The 13,059-nt window shown below is 48.3% G+C and carries 14 protein-coding genes and 5 tRNA genes; 18 read left to right on the forward strand and 1 reads right to left on the reverse strand.

Annotated features, from left to right (window positions below; translation table 11 throughout):
* Positions 1-21 precede the first annotated feature (21 nt).
* The 6 genes from DWY84_RS12340 (at position 22) to DWY84_RS12365 (ending at position 2,222) form a co-directional block, all read left to right on the forward strand.
* Positions 22-94: transfer RNA gene (locus DWY84_RS12340), tRNA-Thr, on the forward strand.
* An 18-nt stretch (positions 95-112) separates the two neighbouring features.
* A tRNA-Tyr gene (locus DWY84_RS12345) sits at positions 113-194 on the forward strand.
* Between the two features lie 27 nt (positions 195-221).
* Positions 222-295 (forward strand) — tRNA-Met (locus DWY84_RS12350).
* 4 nt (positions 296-299) lie between these two features.
* Positions 300-372: transfer RNA gene (locus tag DWY84_RS12355), tRNA-Phe, on the forward strand.
* Positions 373-375: 3 nt separating this feature from the next.
* A tRNA-Lys gene (locus tag DWY84_RS12360) sits at positions 376-448 on the forward strand.
* Positions 449-557: 109 nt separating this feature from the next.
* Positions 558-2,222 (forward strand): hypothetical protein, encoded by a 1,665-nt coding sequence (locus DWY84_RS12365; RefSeq protein ID WP_118533688.1) that lies wholly within the window; start codon positions 558-560, stop codon positions 2,220-2,222.
* Between the two features lie 29 nt (positions 2,223-2,251).
* On the opposite strand, the gene DWY84_RS12370 is transcribed toward DWY84_RS12365, so the two are convergent.
* The gene (locus DWY84_RS12370) at positions 2,252-2,479 is read right to left on the reverse strand and encodes a hypothetical protein (RefSeq protein ID WP_118533689.1); all 228 of its coding nucleotides are present in this window, start codon (positions 2,477-2,479) and stop codon (positions 2,252-2,254) included.
* Positions 2,480-2,614: 135 nt separating this feature from the next.
* On the opposite strand from DWY84_RS12370, the gene DWY84_RS12375 reads away from it, so the two are divergent.
* The 12 genes from DWY84_RS12375 to fabG all read left to right on the forward strand — a co-directional run bounded on the left by DWY84_RS12375 (position 2,615) and on the right by fabG (position 13,058).
* The gene (locus DWY84_RS12375; protein WP_118533690.1) at positions 2,615-4,084 is read left to right on the forward strand and encodes a PLP-dependent transferase; all 1,470 of its coding nucleotides are present in this window, start codon (positions 2,615-2,617) and stop codon (positions 4,082-4,084) included.
* A 27-nt stretch (positions 4,085-4,111) separates the two neighbouring features.
* Positions 4,112-4,717 carry a guanylate kinase gene (locus DWY84_RS12380; RefSeq protein WP_118533691.1) on the forward strand — a complete coding sequence of 202 codons (606 nt, stop codon included), beginning with the start codon at positions 4,112-4,114 and terminating at the stop codon, positions 4,715-4,717.
* 159 nt (positions 4,718-4,876) lie between these two features.
* A complete protein-coding gene (holB, locus tag DWY84_RS12385; protein WP_118533692.1) occupies positions 4,877-5,887 on the forward strand; it encodes a DNA polymerase III subunit delta' in 1,011 nt (336 codons plus the stop codon).
* Positions 5,888-5,924: 37 nt separating this feature from the next.
* Positions 5,925-6,836: a stage 0 sporulation family protein gene (locus DWY84_RS12390; RefSeq protein WP_118533693.1), complete on the forward strand. Its 912-nt coding sequence runs from the start codon at positions 5,925-5,927 to the stop codon at positions 6,834-6,836.
* Positions 6,829-7,569, forward strand: coding sequence for a tRNA1(Val) (adenine(37)-N6)-methyltransferase (locus DWY84_RS12395; protein ID WP_118533694.1), 741 nt, complete (start codon positions 6,829-6,831; stop codon positions 7,567-7,569). Before DWY84_RS12390 ends, DWY84_RS12395 begins: the two co-directional genes overlap by 8 nt.
* 14 nt (positions 7,570-7,583) lie before the next feature.
* Positions 7,584-8,456, forward strand: coding sequence for a 16S rRNA (cytidine(1402)-2'-O)-methyltransferase (gene rsmI / locus DWY84_RS12400; protein WP_118533695.1), 873 nt, complete (start codon positions 7,584-7,586; stop codon positions 8,454-8,456).
* Positions 8,457-8,569: 113 nt separating this feature from the next.
* Positions 8,570-8,905, forward strand: coding sequence for a helix-turn-helix transcriptional regulator (locus DWY84_RS12405; RefSeq protein ID WP_118533696.1), 336 nt, complete (start codon positions 8,570-8,572; stop codon positions 8,903-8,905).
* A 173-nt stretch (positions 8,906-9,078) separates the two neighbouring features.
* Positions 9,079-10,044 (forward strand): beta-ketoacyl-ACP synthase III, encoded by a 966-nt coding sequence (locus tag DWY84_RS12410; RefSeq protein WP_118533697.1) that lies wholly within the window; start codon positions 9,079-9,081, stop codon positions 10,042-10,044.
* Positions 10,045-10,118: 74 nt separating this feature from the next.
* The gene (gene acpP / locus DWY84_RS12415; protein ID WP_118533698.1) at positions 10,119-10,352 is read left to right on the forward strand and encodes an acyl carrier protein; all 234 of its coding nucleotides are present in this window, start codon (positions 10,119-10,121) and stop codon (positions 10,350-10,352) included.
* Positions 10,353-10,448: 96 nt separating this feature from the next.
* On the forward strand, positions 10,449-11,375 hold the full coding sequence (gene fabK, locus DWY84_RS12420) for an enoyl-[acyl-carrier-protein] reductase FabK (RefSeq protein ID WP_118533699.1): 927 nt from the start codon (positions 10,449-10,451) through the stop codon (positions 11,373-11,375).
* Between the two features lie 22 nt (positions 11,376-11,397).
* On the forward strand, positions 11,398-12,324 hold the full coding sequence (gene fabD, locus DWY84_RS12425; RefSeq protein ID WP_118533700.1) for an ACP S-malonyltransferase: 927 nt from the start codon (positions 11,398-11,400) through the stop codon (positions 12,322-12,324).
* On the forward strand, positions 12,318-13,058 hold the full coding sequence (fabG, locus tag DWY84_RS12430) for a 3-oxoacyl-[acyl-carrier-protein] reductase (protein ID WP_118533701.1): 741 nt from the start codon (positions 12,318-12,320) through the stop codon (positions 13,056-13,058). The genes fabD and fabG overlap by 7 nt, the downstream gene beginning before the upstream one ends.
* Position 13,059: the final 1 nt, after the last annotated feature.

The following is a 13,059-nucleotide window of genomic DNA, read 5'->3' on the forward strand; positions in this document are numbered from 1 at the left end:
CTTTCAAAGAAAACCTGGTTCGCCGATATGGCTCAATTGGCAGAGCAGCTGATTTGTAATCAGCAGGTTATCGGTTCGAGTCCGATTATCGGCTTTGAAAAAATAATATTTTGGGGGAATTCCCGAGTGGCCAAAGGGGGCAGACTGTAAATCTGTTAGCTGTGCTTTCGGTGGTTCGAATCCACCTTCCCCCACTCAACAACTTAATATTTCGCGAATGTCGCGGGGTGGAGCAGTCTGGAAGCTCGTCGGGCTCATAACCCGAAGGTCATAGGTTCAAATCCTATCCCCGCAATTTTGCCTTGGTAGCTCAGTTGGTAGAGCAGAGGACTGAAAATCCTCGTGTCACTGGTTCGATTCCGGTCCAAGGCATACGGGCGTGTAGCTCAGTCGGTAGAGCACTTGACTTTTAATCAAGTTGTCCGGGGTTCGAATCCCCGCACGCTCAGTATATTTAAAGGGCGAGAATCCTTAAGCAAGGTTCTCGCCTTTTTTGTTGATACGGATTAATTTTGTTTGATCTATGACCACACTCTGACTAAAGAGGAGACGATGGAATGAAGACAAAAAAGCCACAGAATGTATCAGAACAGAATAAGTGGATTCATGAATTTGAGAATTTGTATATCCTGACCTACAAATCCCTGTATCGGCATGCTAAGCTGATTTTTAACCAGGAAGAAAAGACGAAGGAGCTTTTGGTTCAGGTTTATATGGAAGCGTATCAGCGTGGGGAACAGCTGCAGAAAGAGAAATGTCCGCTGGACTGGCTGCTGAGACGTTCTGATTTTCTTGCTGAGACGAAGCTGGAGGCAACAAGGGAAATGATCGAGGCCTCCTATGCGGAAGAGAAAATGCAGTCTAAGGAAGCGAAGAAAGAAAATCTGGCAAATCTGGATGAGACATCGCTGCTTCTGGAAATTGAGGATCGTCTTGGAATTGTGGAAGGTGATGGGGAACATGCGGAGGAGCCGGAGGTTTCCGCGGGAAAGAGAATTGGATCTCTGGTACTGATTGTAGTGGCCGGTGTACTTGCTATTGCCGGAGTCTGGAAGGTGAAGCATCAGTTTGATTTGCTGCAGGCGCCGTTTGAGCGGACATTTAAACAGCCAGAGGAAACGGAAGAAAAGAACGAGAATACAGAGATTCAGCTGGGTGATAAGGCTGTAGTTCTTTCAGAATCCGGACAGATCCTTTATACAATACCATTGGAGGAAAGCAGTCTGGCAGGAGCGCATGATTACAATGAGGAAATTCAGACCCGTGATGGCTGGACTTACTATTTGCCGTGTCTGGAGCGAAAAGACAGCCAGCTTTCCCAGGTTCATCCATCCCTGTATCATACGCTGTACCGGGCGAATTCAGACCAGGAAATCGAGATCATCGCGCAGGATGTAGATAATTTTACATTCTGGGAAGACGGGATCTATATCATGCAGTATGGATCTGTGCAGCGCATCAGTGTTGATGCGGCATTTGCGACACAGCAGATTGGAATCTATACGGCTGTGGAACAGGATGAGATTTACCTGTATGACACGCTGGGAAGAAAACTCCAGACGGATGTGGATGGGAATTATCTGTATGGGGACCGGATTTTCAAGATGTCCGGAAACCGGATTGAGAATATTCAGACGGCACCTCATGAGGCGGGCGGTGTTTTGTATTATCTGAAGGAGCAGGAAAATGGAAAAGGGCAGGCTATTTTCTGCAATAAGGGCGGAAATGAAGTGCTCTTTGAATCCATGGGAAAATCCATTGATAGTTTCTGCATTGTCGGAGACTGGATTTACTACAGTGCCTGGATGAAAGGGAAGGAGCGCGGCAAGCAGCACAGTCAGCTTTTCCGTCTTTCCCTGACGGAAGAGGGTGCAGAGGTAGAAGAACTGCATAAGCGCTATCCGGGACGCATCTGGCAGATGTATTATTCAGAAGAAGGGGACCAGATTTATGGAAATTACTGTCCGAAGAACTGGAAGAACAGTTATGGCGTGGTTGCGGTGATTTCCAGATCAGGTCAGATGAGTTATCTGGATGATGCTGAGCTTCGGGAGCGAGAGGATACAACGGGAAATGACCGGGTAGAATTTGTGATGATGCAGGACGGTCAGGTATATTGTTACTGGGAAGACTGTTATTGGAAAAAGGGAGAAGAGCCGGTGGCCATGTGGCGCAGGGTTTTAGTAATTCCGGATAAAAACAGGGTTGTGATGGAAGACTGATCTTCTGTCACAACCCTGTTTTATATTCATTATTCATCGAATTCTGCAATGACATAGAAGCCACGGGCATTTTCTTTGATGTCTTTGATGACGCCCTTTTTTGATTTCAACCGGTCACGCGATTTATAGCAGCCGGACATAGCCACAGCCGGTTCAATGATATAACTGTAATTGAAGCCTTCACGTTCGGTTACATCGACCACAGCGCCGATTTTTACCAGGCCCTGACGCTCCATTTTAAATTCCATTTCCCGCAAGGAAGTTCATCTCTTTTCTTTTCATAGTATGCATTTTGATTATAATGAAAATGAGTTGGAATGTAAAGATATTCTATGTTACAATCACTTATACGAAAAAAGAAGGAACAGTAAAGAAGGATATTATAAAGAAAGATGAAGCAGGAAGAATTACTGAGAGAGCGATTAAAGCGCTACAGCGCTTCTGGGACGGCAGCGTTTCACATGCCGGGGCATAAACGACAGATGGAATGCGGATTGCTGAGGGATTTTCCTAACCCATTTTCTATTGATATTACGGAAATTGATGGGTTTGATAATCTGCATCACCCGGAGGGAATTTTGAAGGACTCCATGGAGTGGGCAGCAGGTGTGTATGGCGCTGATCATACTTACTATCTGGTAAACGGAAGCAGCTGCGGAATTTTAAGCGCCATCGGTGCAGTGATGCATCCTGGAGAAACACTGCTGGTGAGCCGCAACTGTCATAAATCGGTGTATCATGGTCTTATCCTCAATTCTCTGAAACCGGAGTATGTTTATCCACAAATCATAGAAAAATTGGGGATTCAGGGAGGGATAAAGCCGGGAGATGTGGAAAAGAAATTAAAAGAGCATCCGGAAATCCGTAGTGTCCTGATTGTGTCGCCGACCTATGACGGTGTGGTTTCTGATATCAGGGGAATTGCGGATGTGGTACATGCCAGGGGAATTCCGCTGATCGTAGATGAGGCGCATGGTGCGCATTTTCCGTTTGGTGCGGGATGCTTTCCGGAGTCTGCAATATATTGTGGAGCAGATTTGGTAATCCAGAGTTTGCATAAAACACTGCCAAGCCTGACCCAGACTGCTATTCTGCATTTGAGGGGGGAACGGGTCAGCCGCAGCCGTCTGGAACGGTGCCTTCAGATGTATCAGAGCAGCAGTCCGTCATATGTGTTCATGGCGGTAATGGAGCAGTGTATTTTTGAAATGCAGCAGCATGGGGCGGAACATATGAGGGCATTTGCGGAGCGAATCCAAATGGTGCGGGGACGCTTGAAAGAACTGCGGAATCTGAAGCTATTAAGCCGGAAAGAGGCCGATGCGTATGGTGTGTTTGATGTGGACGAGTCCAAACTGGTAATCTCCTGTCAGGGAAGAATGACAGGGGAAAACTTAAGTGAGTGTTTGCGCCGGGATTACGCAATTGAAATGGAGATGTGCGGAGCAGATTACGCAGTGGCGATTCTGACATTTTTAGACAGCGAGGAGCATCTGGAGCGGCTGGTGGAGGCACTGCTGGAAATGGACAGGAAAATTGGAATGACAAAGGATTTCAGGGAGTCCAACGAAAAATATGGGAGAGCTGTGACTTTTGTGCCGGAAATCTTCATGACTCCGGCAGAGGCATTCAATGCTCCGTTTGAGCGCATCCGGCTGGAGAAATCTGCAGGCCGGATCTCTGGAGAATTTATTTATCTGTATCCGCCGGGAATTCCGATTATTACACCCGGAGAGTGCATGACGGAGGAGATTATCCGTCAGGTGCTGTATGACAGGGATATTGGACTGCCGGTACAGGGAATGGAAGACCAGACAGTAAGGTATCTGCAGGTGGTAAAAGCAGATGAAACAAAGCAGTGAGAAAAGGCAGGCCTGGAGGAAACGAGAATGGGAAAGATTTTTTATCTGATGGGCAAGAGCGCATCGGGAAAGGACAGTATTTATAAGCGGCTGCGGAGCGTATACCCAGAGCTTAAGAGCATTGTGCTCTATACAACACGGCCCATGCGGGCTGGCGAACAGGAAGGCGTGGAGTATTATTTTATCGATGATGCCCGGCTTAAGAAGCTGGAGCAGTCTGGCAGGGTGATTGAAGTGCGGACCTATCAGACGGTGTTTGGCCCCTGGAGCTATGCGACGGTAGATGACGGACAGGTCGATCTGGCACAGGAAAATTATCTGGTGATCGGTACGCTGGATTCCTACGAAAAACTGCGGGAGTATTATGGAAAGGAAGCGCTGGTTCCACTGTATGTGATGGTGGATGACGGTGTGCGCCTGGAGCGTGCCCTTGCCAGGGAACGGCAGCAGAAGGTGCCGAAGTACGCAGAGCTCTGCCGGCGATTTCTGGCAGATGAGGCCGATTTTGCGCCGGAACGCTTAAAGGGGCTGGATGTGACGGAAGCGTTTGAAAACCGGGAATTGGATGTGTGTGTCCGGGCGATTGCAGACCGTATTCAGATGGAAGGACGGCAGGAAGGAGCCGATTGTTAGTGCACACGGCAGGCATTTTCTGAACGGAAAATGCCGTATGGTACAGTGGTGGCAGCAGATTTTGCCGATTTGGAATGCGGAGCATTGGCTGAAAGGAAAAAGTGTGTTATACTTTTCATTGATATGCCTTAAAATTAGAGAGATTGTGAGGTGACTGCGATGCTGAATTTTCAGGAGATCATCGGTCATGACCAGATAAAGGAACATTTTCAGAAAGCAATTGAATATAACAAGGTGTCTCATGCCTATATCCTGACTGGTGAGGCGGGAATGGGAAGAAAGTCTCTGGCGAACGCCTTTGCCCTTACGCTTTTGTGCGAGAAGGGGAAAAGCGAGCCATGTATGGAATGCCATGCCTGCAAACAGGTCTTAAGCGGCAGCCATCCGGATCTGATTTATGTGTCCCATGAAAAACCGGGCACCATCGGAGTGGATGATATCCGGAAGCAGATCAATGACACCATCATGATTCGTCCATACAGCAGTTATTATAAAGTATACATTGTCGATGAAGCGGAGAAGATGACGCAGCAGGCACAGAACGCGTTGTTAAAAACCATTGAGGAACCGCCATCCTATGCGGTGATTCTTCTTTTAACCACCAATCAGGAGGCATTTCTGCCAACGATTTTGTCGCGCTGTGTGCAGCTCAAATTAAAGCCTCTGCGTGATTTCACTGTAAAGAAATACCTGATGGATACTCTTCATGTGGAGGAGTCAGATGCTGATATTTATGCGGCTTTTGCCCGCGGTAATCTGGGAAAAGCCATTTCACTTGCTTCTTCTGAGGATTTTAAGCTCCTGCATGGAGAGATGCTCCATCTTTTGAAGCATGTGAAGGAGATGGACATTTCCGAGTTGTTAGATTACATTCGGAAGATGAAAGAGGAGAATCTGGATATTTATGAGTGTCTGGATTTTATGCAGCTCTGGTATCGGGATGTACTGCTTTATAAGGTAGCGCGGGATATGAACCAGCTTATTTTTAAGGATGAGTACAGCAGCATTAACGGGATAGGACAAAAGTGTTCCTATGAAGGGCTGGAGAAGATTTTAGAGGCCATAGACAAAGCACGTGTCCGCCTGGACGCGAATGTGAATATGGAACTGGCCATGGAGCTGATGCTTCTGGTCATGAAAGAGCAGATTGACCGCAGGCGTGAACCGTAACAGGAGCATGCCGGGAACAGATAGGAGATAGAAAGTTATGGTAACAGTAATAGGAGTACGCTTTCGCACGGCAGGAAAAATCTATTATTTTTCCCCGGGAAAGCTGGAAATTAAAAATGGCGATCATGTCATTGTAGAGACGGCCCGTGGCATTGAGTATGGTCATGTCGTTCTTGGAAATCGTGATGTGGAAGACAATAAGGTGGTTCAGCCGTTAAAGGCGGTCATCCGCATGGCGAATAAGGAAGATATTGCCCGTGAAGAAGCAAACCGCAAAAAAGAAAAGGATGCCTTTAAAATCTGTCAGGAAAAGATCCGCAAGCATAAGCTGGAGATGAAACTGATCGATGTGGAGTACACCTTTGATAACAATAAGATTCTCTTTTATTTTACGGCGGACGGACGTATTGATTTCCGTGAGCTGGTAAAGGATCTTGCATCGGTATTTAAGACCAGGATTGAACTGCGCCAGGTGGGCGTAAGAGACGAGACTAAGATTGTCGGCGGAATAGGAATCTGTGGAAGAGCTCTCTGCTGCCACTCCTATCTGTCTGAGTTCATTCCGGTATCCATCAAGATGGCAAAAGAGCAGAATCTTTCTTTAAACCCGACCAAAATTTCCGGTGTCTGCGGTCGTCTGATGTGCTGCCTGAAAAATGAGGAAGAGACTTACGAGTACTTAAACAGCAAGCTCCCGGGCGTGGGAGATTATGTTACCACGGATGATGGCTTAAAGGGCGAGGTGCAGAGTGTGAATGTACTGCGCCAGCTGGTGAAGGTTATTGTGACTGTGGAGAAGGATGAAAAAGAAATCCGCGAGTATAAGGTAGAGCAATTAAAGTTCAAACCGCGCCGCAGAAAAGGCAAAGGCGAACAGGCAGAGGATCATGAACTGAAGAAACTGGAGGCACTTGAGAAAAGGGAAGGAAAATCAAAGCTGAATGAATAATGTGACTTGCGGTGAGGATGAGCGGATTGATGATCTGCAGAGAAACGGTTACCGCATCATCCAGAAGAAGAAAGGATTTTGTTTTGGCATGGATGCCGTGCTGCTGTCCGGCTTTGCCCAGGTGAAAGAGGGTGAGGCAGCTGTAGACCTTGGTACCGGGACCGGAATCATTCCGATTCTTCTGGAGGCCAAGACAAAGGGAAAGCATTTTACCGGTCTGGAGATTCAGGAGGAAGTGGCCGAGATGGCAGAACGCAGCGTCCGCCTGAATCAGCTGGAGGCCAGGGTAGACATCGTAAGAGGAGACATCAGGGAAGCCAGCCGTCTGTTCGGCAAGGCTTCTTTTGATGTGGTTACGTCAAATCCGCCTTATATGAATGATAACCACGGACTGAAGAACCCGGATCTGCCAAAGGCTATTGCGCGGCATGAGGTGTTCTGTACCCTGGATGATGTGTGCCGGGAGGCGTCTTTGCTCTTAAAAAGCGGCGGGCGTTTTTACATGGTACACCGGCCGCACCGGCTGGCAGAGATCATCACGTCATTAAAGACGTATAAGCTGGAGCCAAAGCGTATGAAGCTGGTGCATCCGTTTGCGGATAAGGAAGCCAATATGGTGCTGATCGAGGCAGTACGGGGTGGAAAATCCATGATGAAGGTGGAAGCGCCGATCATTGTATATAAGGAACCCGGCGTGTATACACAGGAAATTTATGATGTTTATGGATACTAAAACAGGAGGTAACTATGGCTGAGCAGGAAAAGGCAGCAGGAAAGTTATATCTTTGCGCGACACCCATTGGCAATCTGGATGACATTACGCTGCGGGTACTCAATACCTTAAAGGAAGCAGATCTGATTGCGGCAGAGGACACGAGACACAGCATAAAGCTGCTGAACCATTTCGGGATCAAGACCCCGATGACAAGCTATCATGAATATAACAAGATTGACAAGGCGCACTATCTGGTGGAACAGATGCGTCAGGGCGTGAACATTGCGCTGGTGACAGACGCGGGAACACCGGGCATTTCGGATCCGGGAGAGGAGCTGGTGAAGCAGTGTTATGAAGCCGGGATTGAGGTGACATCCCTTCCGGGACCGGCAGCCTGCATTACGGCGCTGACTATATCCGGTCTGGCCACAAGAAGGTTCTGTTTTGAGGCATTTTTGCCGGTGGACAAAAAAGAGCGTCAGTGGATTCTGGAAGAGTTAAAGACGGAGACACGGACTATGATCGTGTATGAGGCACCTCATCATCTGGTGCGCACCCTGCAGGAGCTGGCAGATGCACTGGGAGCAGACCGGCGTATCACGATCTGCCGGGAGCTGACGAAAAAGTATGAGGAAGCTTACCGTACTACGTTTGCGGAGGCGCTTCTTCGTTACGAGACCGAGGCGCCAAAAGGTGAGTGTGTTATTGTAATTGAGGGAAAGAGCATTGGAGAACTGAAAGCGGAGCAGCAGAAATCCTGGGAAGAGATGAGTCTGGAGGAGCATATGGAGCTCTATCTGAACCAGGGTATTGACCGGAAAGAAGCCATGAAGCTGGTGGCAAAGGACCGGGGAATCGCAAAGCGGGATGTCTACCGCATGCTGACGGAACAGAAAGAATCATAAAAATGGAAATATATGTCAATTTTCCGATATATATTATCAAAATATTAAATCTATGTCATGTCTCTGAAATCCAATAAGATAGAGGTATTCAAAGGAGAAGGAGATATGACATCATGGAGAACGAGAGGCTGTTGCTTAAGATTGAAGAATTGATGAAGCAGAGGGGATACAGCCGTTACCGGCTTTCTCAGTTAAGCGGAATCAAGCAGTCAACCCTGACTACAATGTTTAATAAGCGAAGCACGGTCAGCATTGACACTTTGACAAAGATCAGCAAGGCGTTTGGCATGAGATGTTCGGAGTTTTTAAGTCTGGTAGAAGACGGTCCGGATGAGAATACTGCGAAAGATTTTCCTGTATGCGAGTGGGAGGCACTGAATAAGGAACGGAAGCATGTGGTGGTTTTGATGATGCGTCTTTTAAAAGATGAGCAGATTGAAACAAAATAAAAGATTGGCTTCAGAAGAGTTTTGTCGGGAAATATTGCTTGACAAAACTCCTTTTATTCTATAAGATAAGAACGTCAAAATACTTTGAGTATCAAAACATTTGAAGCTAAAAATAAAATTCAGATGATTATGACAAAGTTTAGCACGAATTTGAAGAGGAAACAGGTACGAGCATGACAGGCAGAATTATTGGAACCGGTTCCTATGTTCCGGAACGGATTGTGACGAATGAAGAATTGGCAGAGGTTGTAGAGACCAGTGACGAGTGGATTGTCACCCGCACAGGAATCCATGAGCGCCGTATCGCGGAAACGGAAGGCACCAGTGTGCTGGCCGCCAGAGCGGCAGAGCGTGCCCTAAAGAACGCAAACGTATCGGCAGAGGAAGTTGATTTTATTTTGCTTGCGACATCCTCACCGGATCACTGTTTCCCGAACGGAGCCTGTGAAGTGCAGGCGGCCATCGGCGCGGTTCGTGCTATGGCATTTGATATCAGTGCGGCATGTTCCGGATTTGAAATCGCGCTCAGTACCGCCCAGGCATTTATCCAGGCCGGTGTATATCGGACGGGACTCATCATCGGTGCCGACTGTCTGAGTAAGCTGACTGACTGGAGTGACCGGGCAACCTGCGTTTTATTTGGAGATGGTGCCGGAGCGGCAGTCATTCAGGCAGATGAAAAAGACGGTATCATTCATACGGTTATGGGTTCTGATGGAGCCAGGGGCATGGTGCTTTCCTGTCTGGCCCGCAGTGAGGGAAATTTCCTGAACGGAAAAACTCCAGAGCTGGGGTATATCTACATGAATGGGCAGGAGGTATTCAAGTTTGCGGTAAAGAAAGTTCCGGAATGCATTAACCAGGTGCTTTCCGAGAGCGGAACGGATATTGAGAGTGTTAAATATTTTGTTCTGCACCAGGCGAATTACCGAATCTGCGAGGCGGTAGCCAAGCGGTTAAAGCAGCCTCTTGATAAAGTACCAATGAACATTGACAAGTATGGAAATACTTCCGGCGCTACAGTGCCGATCCTGTTAGACCAGTTAAACCGGGAAGGAAAGCTAAGCCGGGGTGACAAACTGGTGCTGGCAGGCTTTGGAGGCGGTCTTACCTGGGGAGCCGTCCTGTTAACCTGGTAGTATGGAATGCGGATGAAATGCCGCTTCCTTCAAATTATAAAAGAAAATATTTCATATCAAAGGAGATCAAAATTATGTTAGAGAAAATGAAAGAAATCATTGCAGACCAGTTAAGCGTAGATGCAGACAGCATCACCGAGGCTTCTTCCTTTAAAGAGGATTTAGGTGCTGACTCCCTGGATCTGTTTGAGTTAGTTATGGCCCTGGAGGATGAGTACTCTGTAGAGATCCCGTCTGATGATCTGCAGAACCTGCTGACTGTTGGCGATGTTATGAATTACCTGAAGGAGAAAGGTGTAGAGGCGTAAGCCCTGCACCCTTTTTTAGACAGCACATCAGGATTGCGTCTGGAATACAAGCTCTGAGCGCAATCCTGATGGAAAGCAGGAAGTTGGAGGAGTCAGATGAAAACGAGAATTACAGAACTCTTAGGCATTGAATATCCGATCATTCAGGGCGGTATGGCATGGGTGGCAGAGAGCCATCTGGCAGCGGCAGTATCTGCGGCAGGCGGCCTGGGCTTGATCGGCGGAGCAAACGCTCCGGCAGAGGTAATCCGCAATTACATCCGTGAGGTAAAGGCGGTGACCGACAAGCCATTTGGCGTAAACGTTATGCTGATGAGCCCGTATGCCGATGAGGTGGCAAAGGTGATCGTGGAGGAAGGCGTAAAGGTTGTAACCACCGGTGCCGGAAACCCGGAAAAATATATGGAGATGTGGAAAGCAGCCGGTATCAAGGTAATCCCGGTTGTGGCTTCCGTAGCTCTGGCAAAGAGAATGGAGCGCTATGGCGCAGACGCAGTTGTGGCAGAGGGAACCGAGTCTGGCGGACACATTGGTGAGGCAACCACTATGACTCTGGTACCGCAGGTCGTAGATGCGGTTTCTATTCCGGTTATCGCGGCAGGCGGTATCGGTGACGGACGCGGTATCGCGGCAGCTTTTATGTTGGGCGCAGAAGCAGTTCAGATGGGAACACGCTTCCTGGTTGCAAAGGAATGCACCGTACACCAGAACTACAAAGACCGTGTCTTAAAGGCAAAAGACATTGATTCTACCGTAACCGGCCGCACCCACGGACATCCGGTGCGCTGCTTAAGAAATCAGATGACCAGAGAGTATGTGAAGCTGGAGAATGAGGGCAAGAGCTTTGAGGAGCTGGAGTACCTGACCCTCGGAACGCTTCGCAAGGCGGTTCAGGAAGGTGATGTTACCAACGGAACCGTGATGGCAGGACAGATTGCAGGAATGGTTTCCAAGGAGCAGACCTGCAAGGAAATGATTGATGAGATGATGGCACAGGCAGAGACACTTCTGGGCCGCAAGTAAGAGAGAAAAAGGAGCAAGAGTGATGAGTAAGATCGCATTTATTTACCCGGGACAGGGCGCACAGGTATGCGGCATGGGACAGGATTTCTATGAGCAGACAAAGGAAGGAAAAGAGACCTTCGACCTGGCAACCGATATCCTGGGATTCTCCGTTCCGGAGCTTTGCTTTACGGAGAATGACCGTCTGGATATCACCGAATATACCCAGGCAGCGATGGTGACCACCAGCATTGCCATGACAAAGGTACTGGAAGCACAGGGGGTAAAGCCGGATGTGACTGCGGGCTTAAGCCTGGGTGAATATTGCGCACTCTATGCTGCCGGCGTTATGAGCGAGAAAGATGCCATCGCAACCGTAAGACAGAGAGGAATCCTGATGCAGCAGGCAGTTCCGGCAGGGCAGGGCGCTATGGCAGCTGTTCTGGCTATGGATGCGGCTGCAATTGAGGAGACCATTGCCGATATCGAGGGCGTGCAGATCGCAAACTATAACTGTCCGGGGCAGATTGTTATTTCTGGAAAGAAAGAGGCAGTAGAGACTGCCTGCGAAAAGTTAAAAGAAGCTGGTGCAAAGCGCACCATCATGTTAAATGTAAGCGGACCGTTCCATTCCCGCATGCTGATCGGCGCTGGTGAGAAGCTGGGCGAGGTGCTGGAAAATGTGGAAGTACATACTCCGCAGATTCCGTATGTGGCCAATGTGACCGCGCAGTATGTAACGGACGCGGCAGAGGTAAAGCCGCTCCTGACCAAACAGGTTTCCTCTTCTGTCAGATGGGAGCAGAGTGTCCATACCATGCTGGCTGACGGTGTGGATACCTTCGTAGAGATTGGTCCGGGCAAAACGTTAAGCGGATTTATGAGAAAGATCGACAGAACTGTAAAGGTTCTTAATATAGAGAAACTGGATGACGTGGCAAAGGTTGTAGAGGAGATCAAAGGATGTTAACTGGAAAGATCGCGGTGGTGACCGGCGCGAGCCGCGGCATCGGAAAAGAAATCGCAAAGACTCTGGCAGCAAAGGGAGCAACTGTTGTTGTCAATTATAATGGCTCTGCAGCAAAAGCAGAGGAGACTGTGAAAGAGATCGAGGCACTGGGCGGTAAGGCAGAAGCTCTGCAGTGCAATGTGTCTGAGTATGACAAGGCAGCAGAGATGATGGAGTATGTGGTGAAAACTTATGGCCGTGTGGACATTCTGGTAAATAATGCCGGGATCACCCGCGACAATCTGCTGATGAAGATGAGCGAAGAGGATTTTGACGCAGTATTAAACACCAACTTAAAGGGCGCGTTCAACTGTATCAAGCACATTTCCCGCCAGATGTTAAAGCAAAAGAGCGGACATATCGTAAACATTTCTTCCGTATCTGGAGTGATGGGAAATGCAGGACAGGTAAACTACAGCGCTTCCAAGGCTGGAGTAATCGGTATGACCAAGGCAGTGGCTAGAGAGATGGCAAGCAGAGGTATCACCTGTAACGCAGTAGCACCTGGTTTTATCAAGACTGATATGACAGATGTGCTGTCTGATACCATTAGAGAAAATATCAATGCCCAGATCCCGATGAGAACATTCGGTGAGACCGCAGATGTGGCAAATCTGGTAGCGTTTTTAGCATCTGACGAAGCAAAGTACATTACAGGACAGGTCATCTGCGTAGACGGCGGAATGGCTATCTAAT

This window comes from Clostridium sp. AF27-2AA, from assembly GCF_003478505.1.
In the GTDB taxonomy this organism is placed as follows: domain Bacteria; phylum Bacillota; class Clostridia; order Lachnospirales; family Lachnospiraceae; genus Brotaphodocola.

Excerpts from the sequence above, each read along its gene's own strand:
- rsmI (WP_118533695.1), top strand. The coding sequence starts at position 7,584 with ATGGCTGAGCAGGAAAAGGCAGCAGGAAAGTTATATCTTTGCGCGACA.
- DWY84_RS12375 (WP_118533690.1), top strand. The coding sequence starts at position 2,615 with ATGAAGCAGGAAGAATTACTGAGAGAGCGATTAAAGCGCTACAGCGCT.
- DWY84_RS12395 (WP_118533694.1), top strand. The coding sequence starts at position 6,829 with ATGAATAATGTGACTTGCGGTGAGGATGAGCGGATTGATGATCTGCAG.
- holB (WP_118533692.1), top strand. The coding sequence starts at position 4,877 with ATGCTGAATTTTCAGGAGATCATCGGTCATGACCAGATAAAGGAACAT.
- DWY84_RS12365 (WP_118533688.1), top strand. The coding sequence starts at position 558 with ATGAAGACAAAAAAGCCACAGAATGTATCAGAACAGAATAAGTGGATT.
- DWY84_RS12405 (WP_118533696.1), top strand. The coding sequence starts at position 8,570 with ATGGAGAACGAGAGGCTGTTGCTTAAGATTGAAGAATTGATGAAGCAG.
- fabD (WP_118533700.1), top strand. The coding sequence starts at position 11,398 with ATGAGTAAGATCGCATTTATTTACCCGGGACAGGGCGCACAGGTATGC.
- fabK (WP_118533699.1), top strand. The coding sequence starts at position 10,449 with ATGAAAACGAGAATTACAGAACTCTTAGGCATTGAATATCCGATCATT.
- acpP (WP_118533698.1), top strand. The coding sequence starts at position 10,119 with ATGTTAGAGAAAATGAAAGAAATCATTGCAGACCAGTTAAGCGTAGAT.
- DWY84_RS12390 (WP_118533693.1), top strand. The coding sequence starts at position 5,925 with ATGGTAACAGTAATAGGAGTACGCTTTCGCACGGCAGGAAAAATCTAT.
- DWY84_RS12380 (WP_118533691.1), top strand. The coding sequence starts at position 4,112 with ATGGGAAAGATTTTTTATCTGATGGGCAAGAGCGCATCGGGAAAGGAC.
- fabG (WP_118533701.1), top strand. The coding sequence starts at position 12,318 with ATGTTAACTGGAAAGATCGCGGTGGTGACCGGCGCGAGCCGCGGCATC.
- DWY84_RS12410 (WP_118533697.1), top strand. The coding sequence starts at position 9,079 with ATGACAGGCAGAATTATTGGAACCGGTTCCTATGTTCCGGAACGGATT.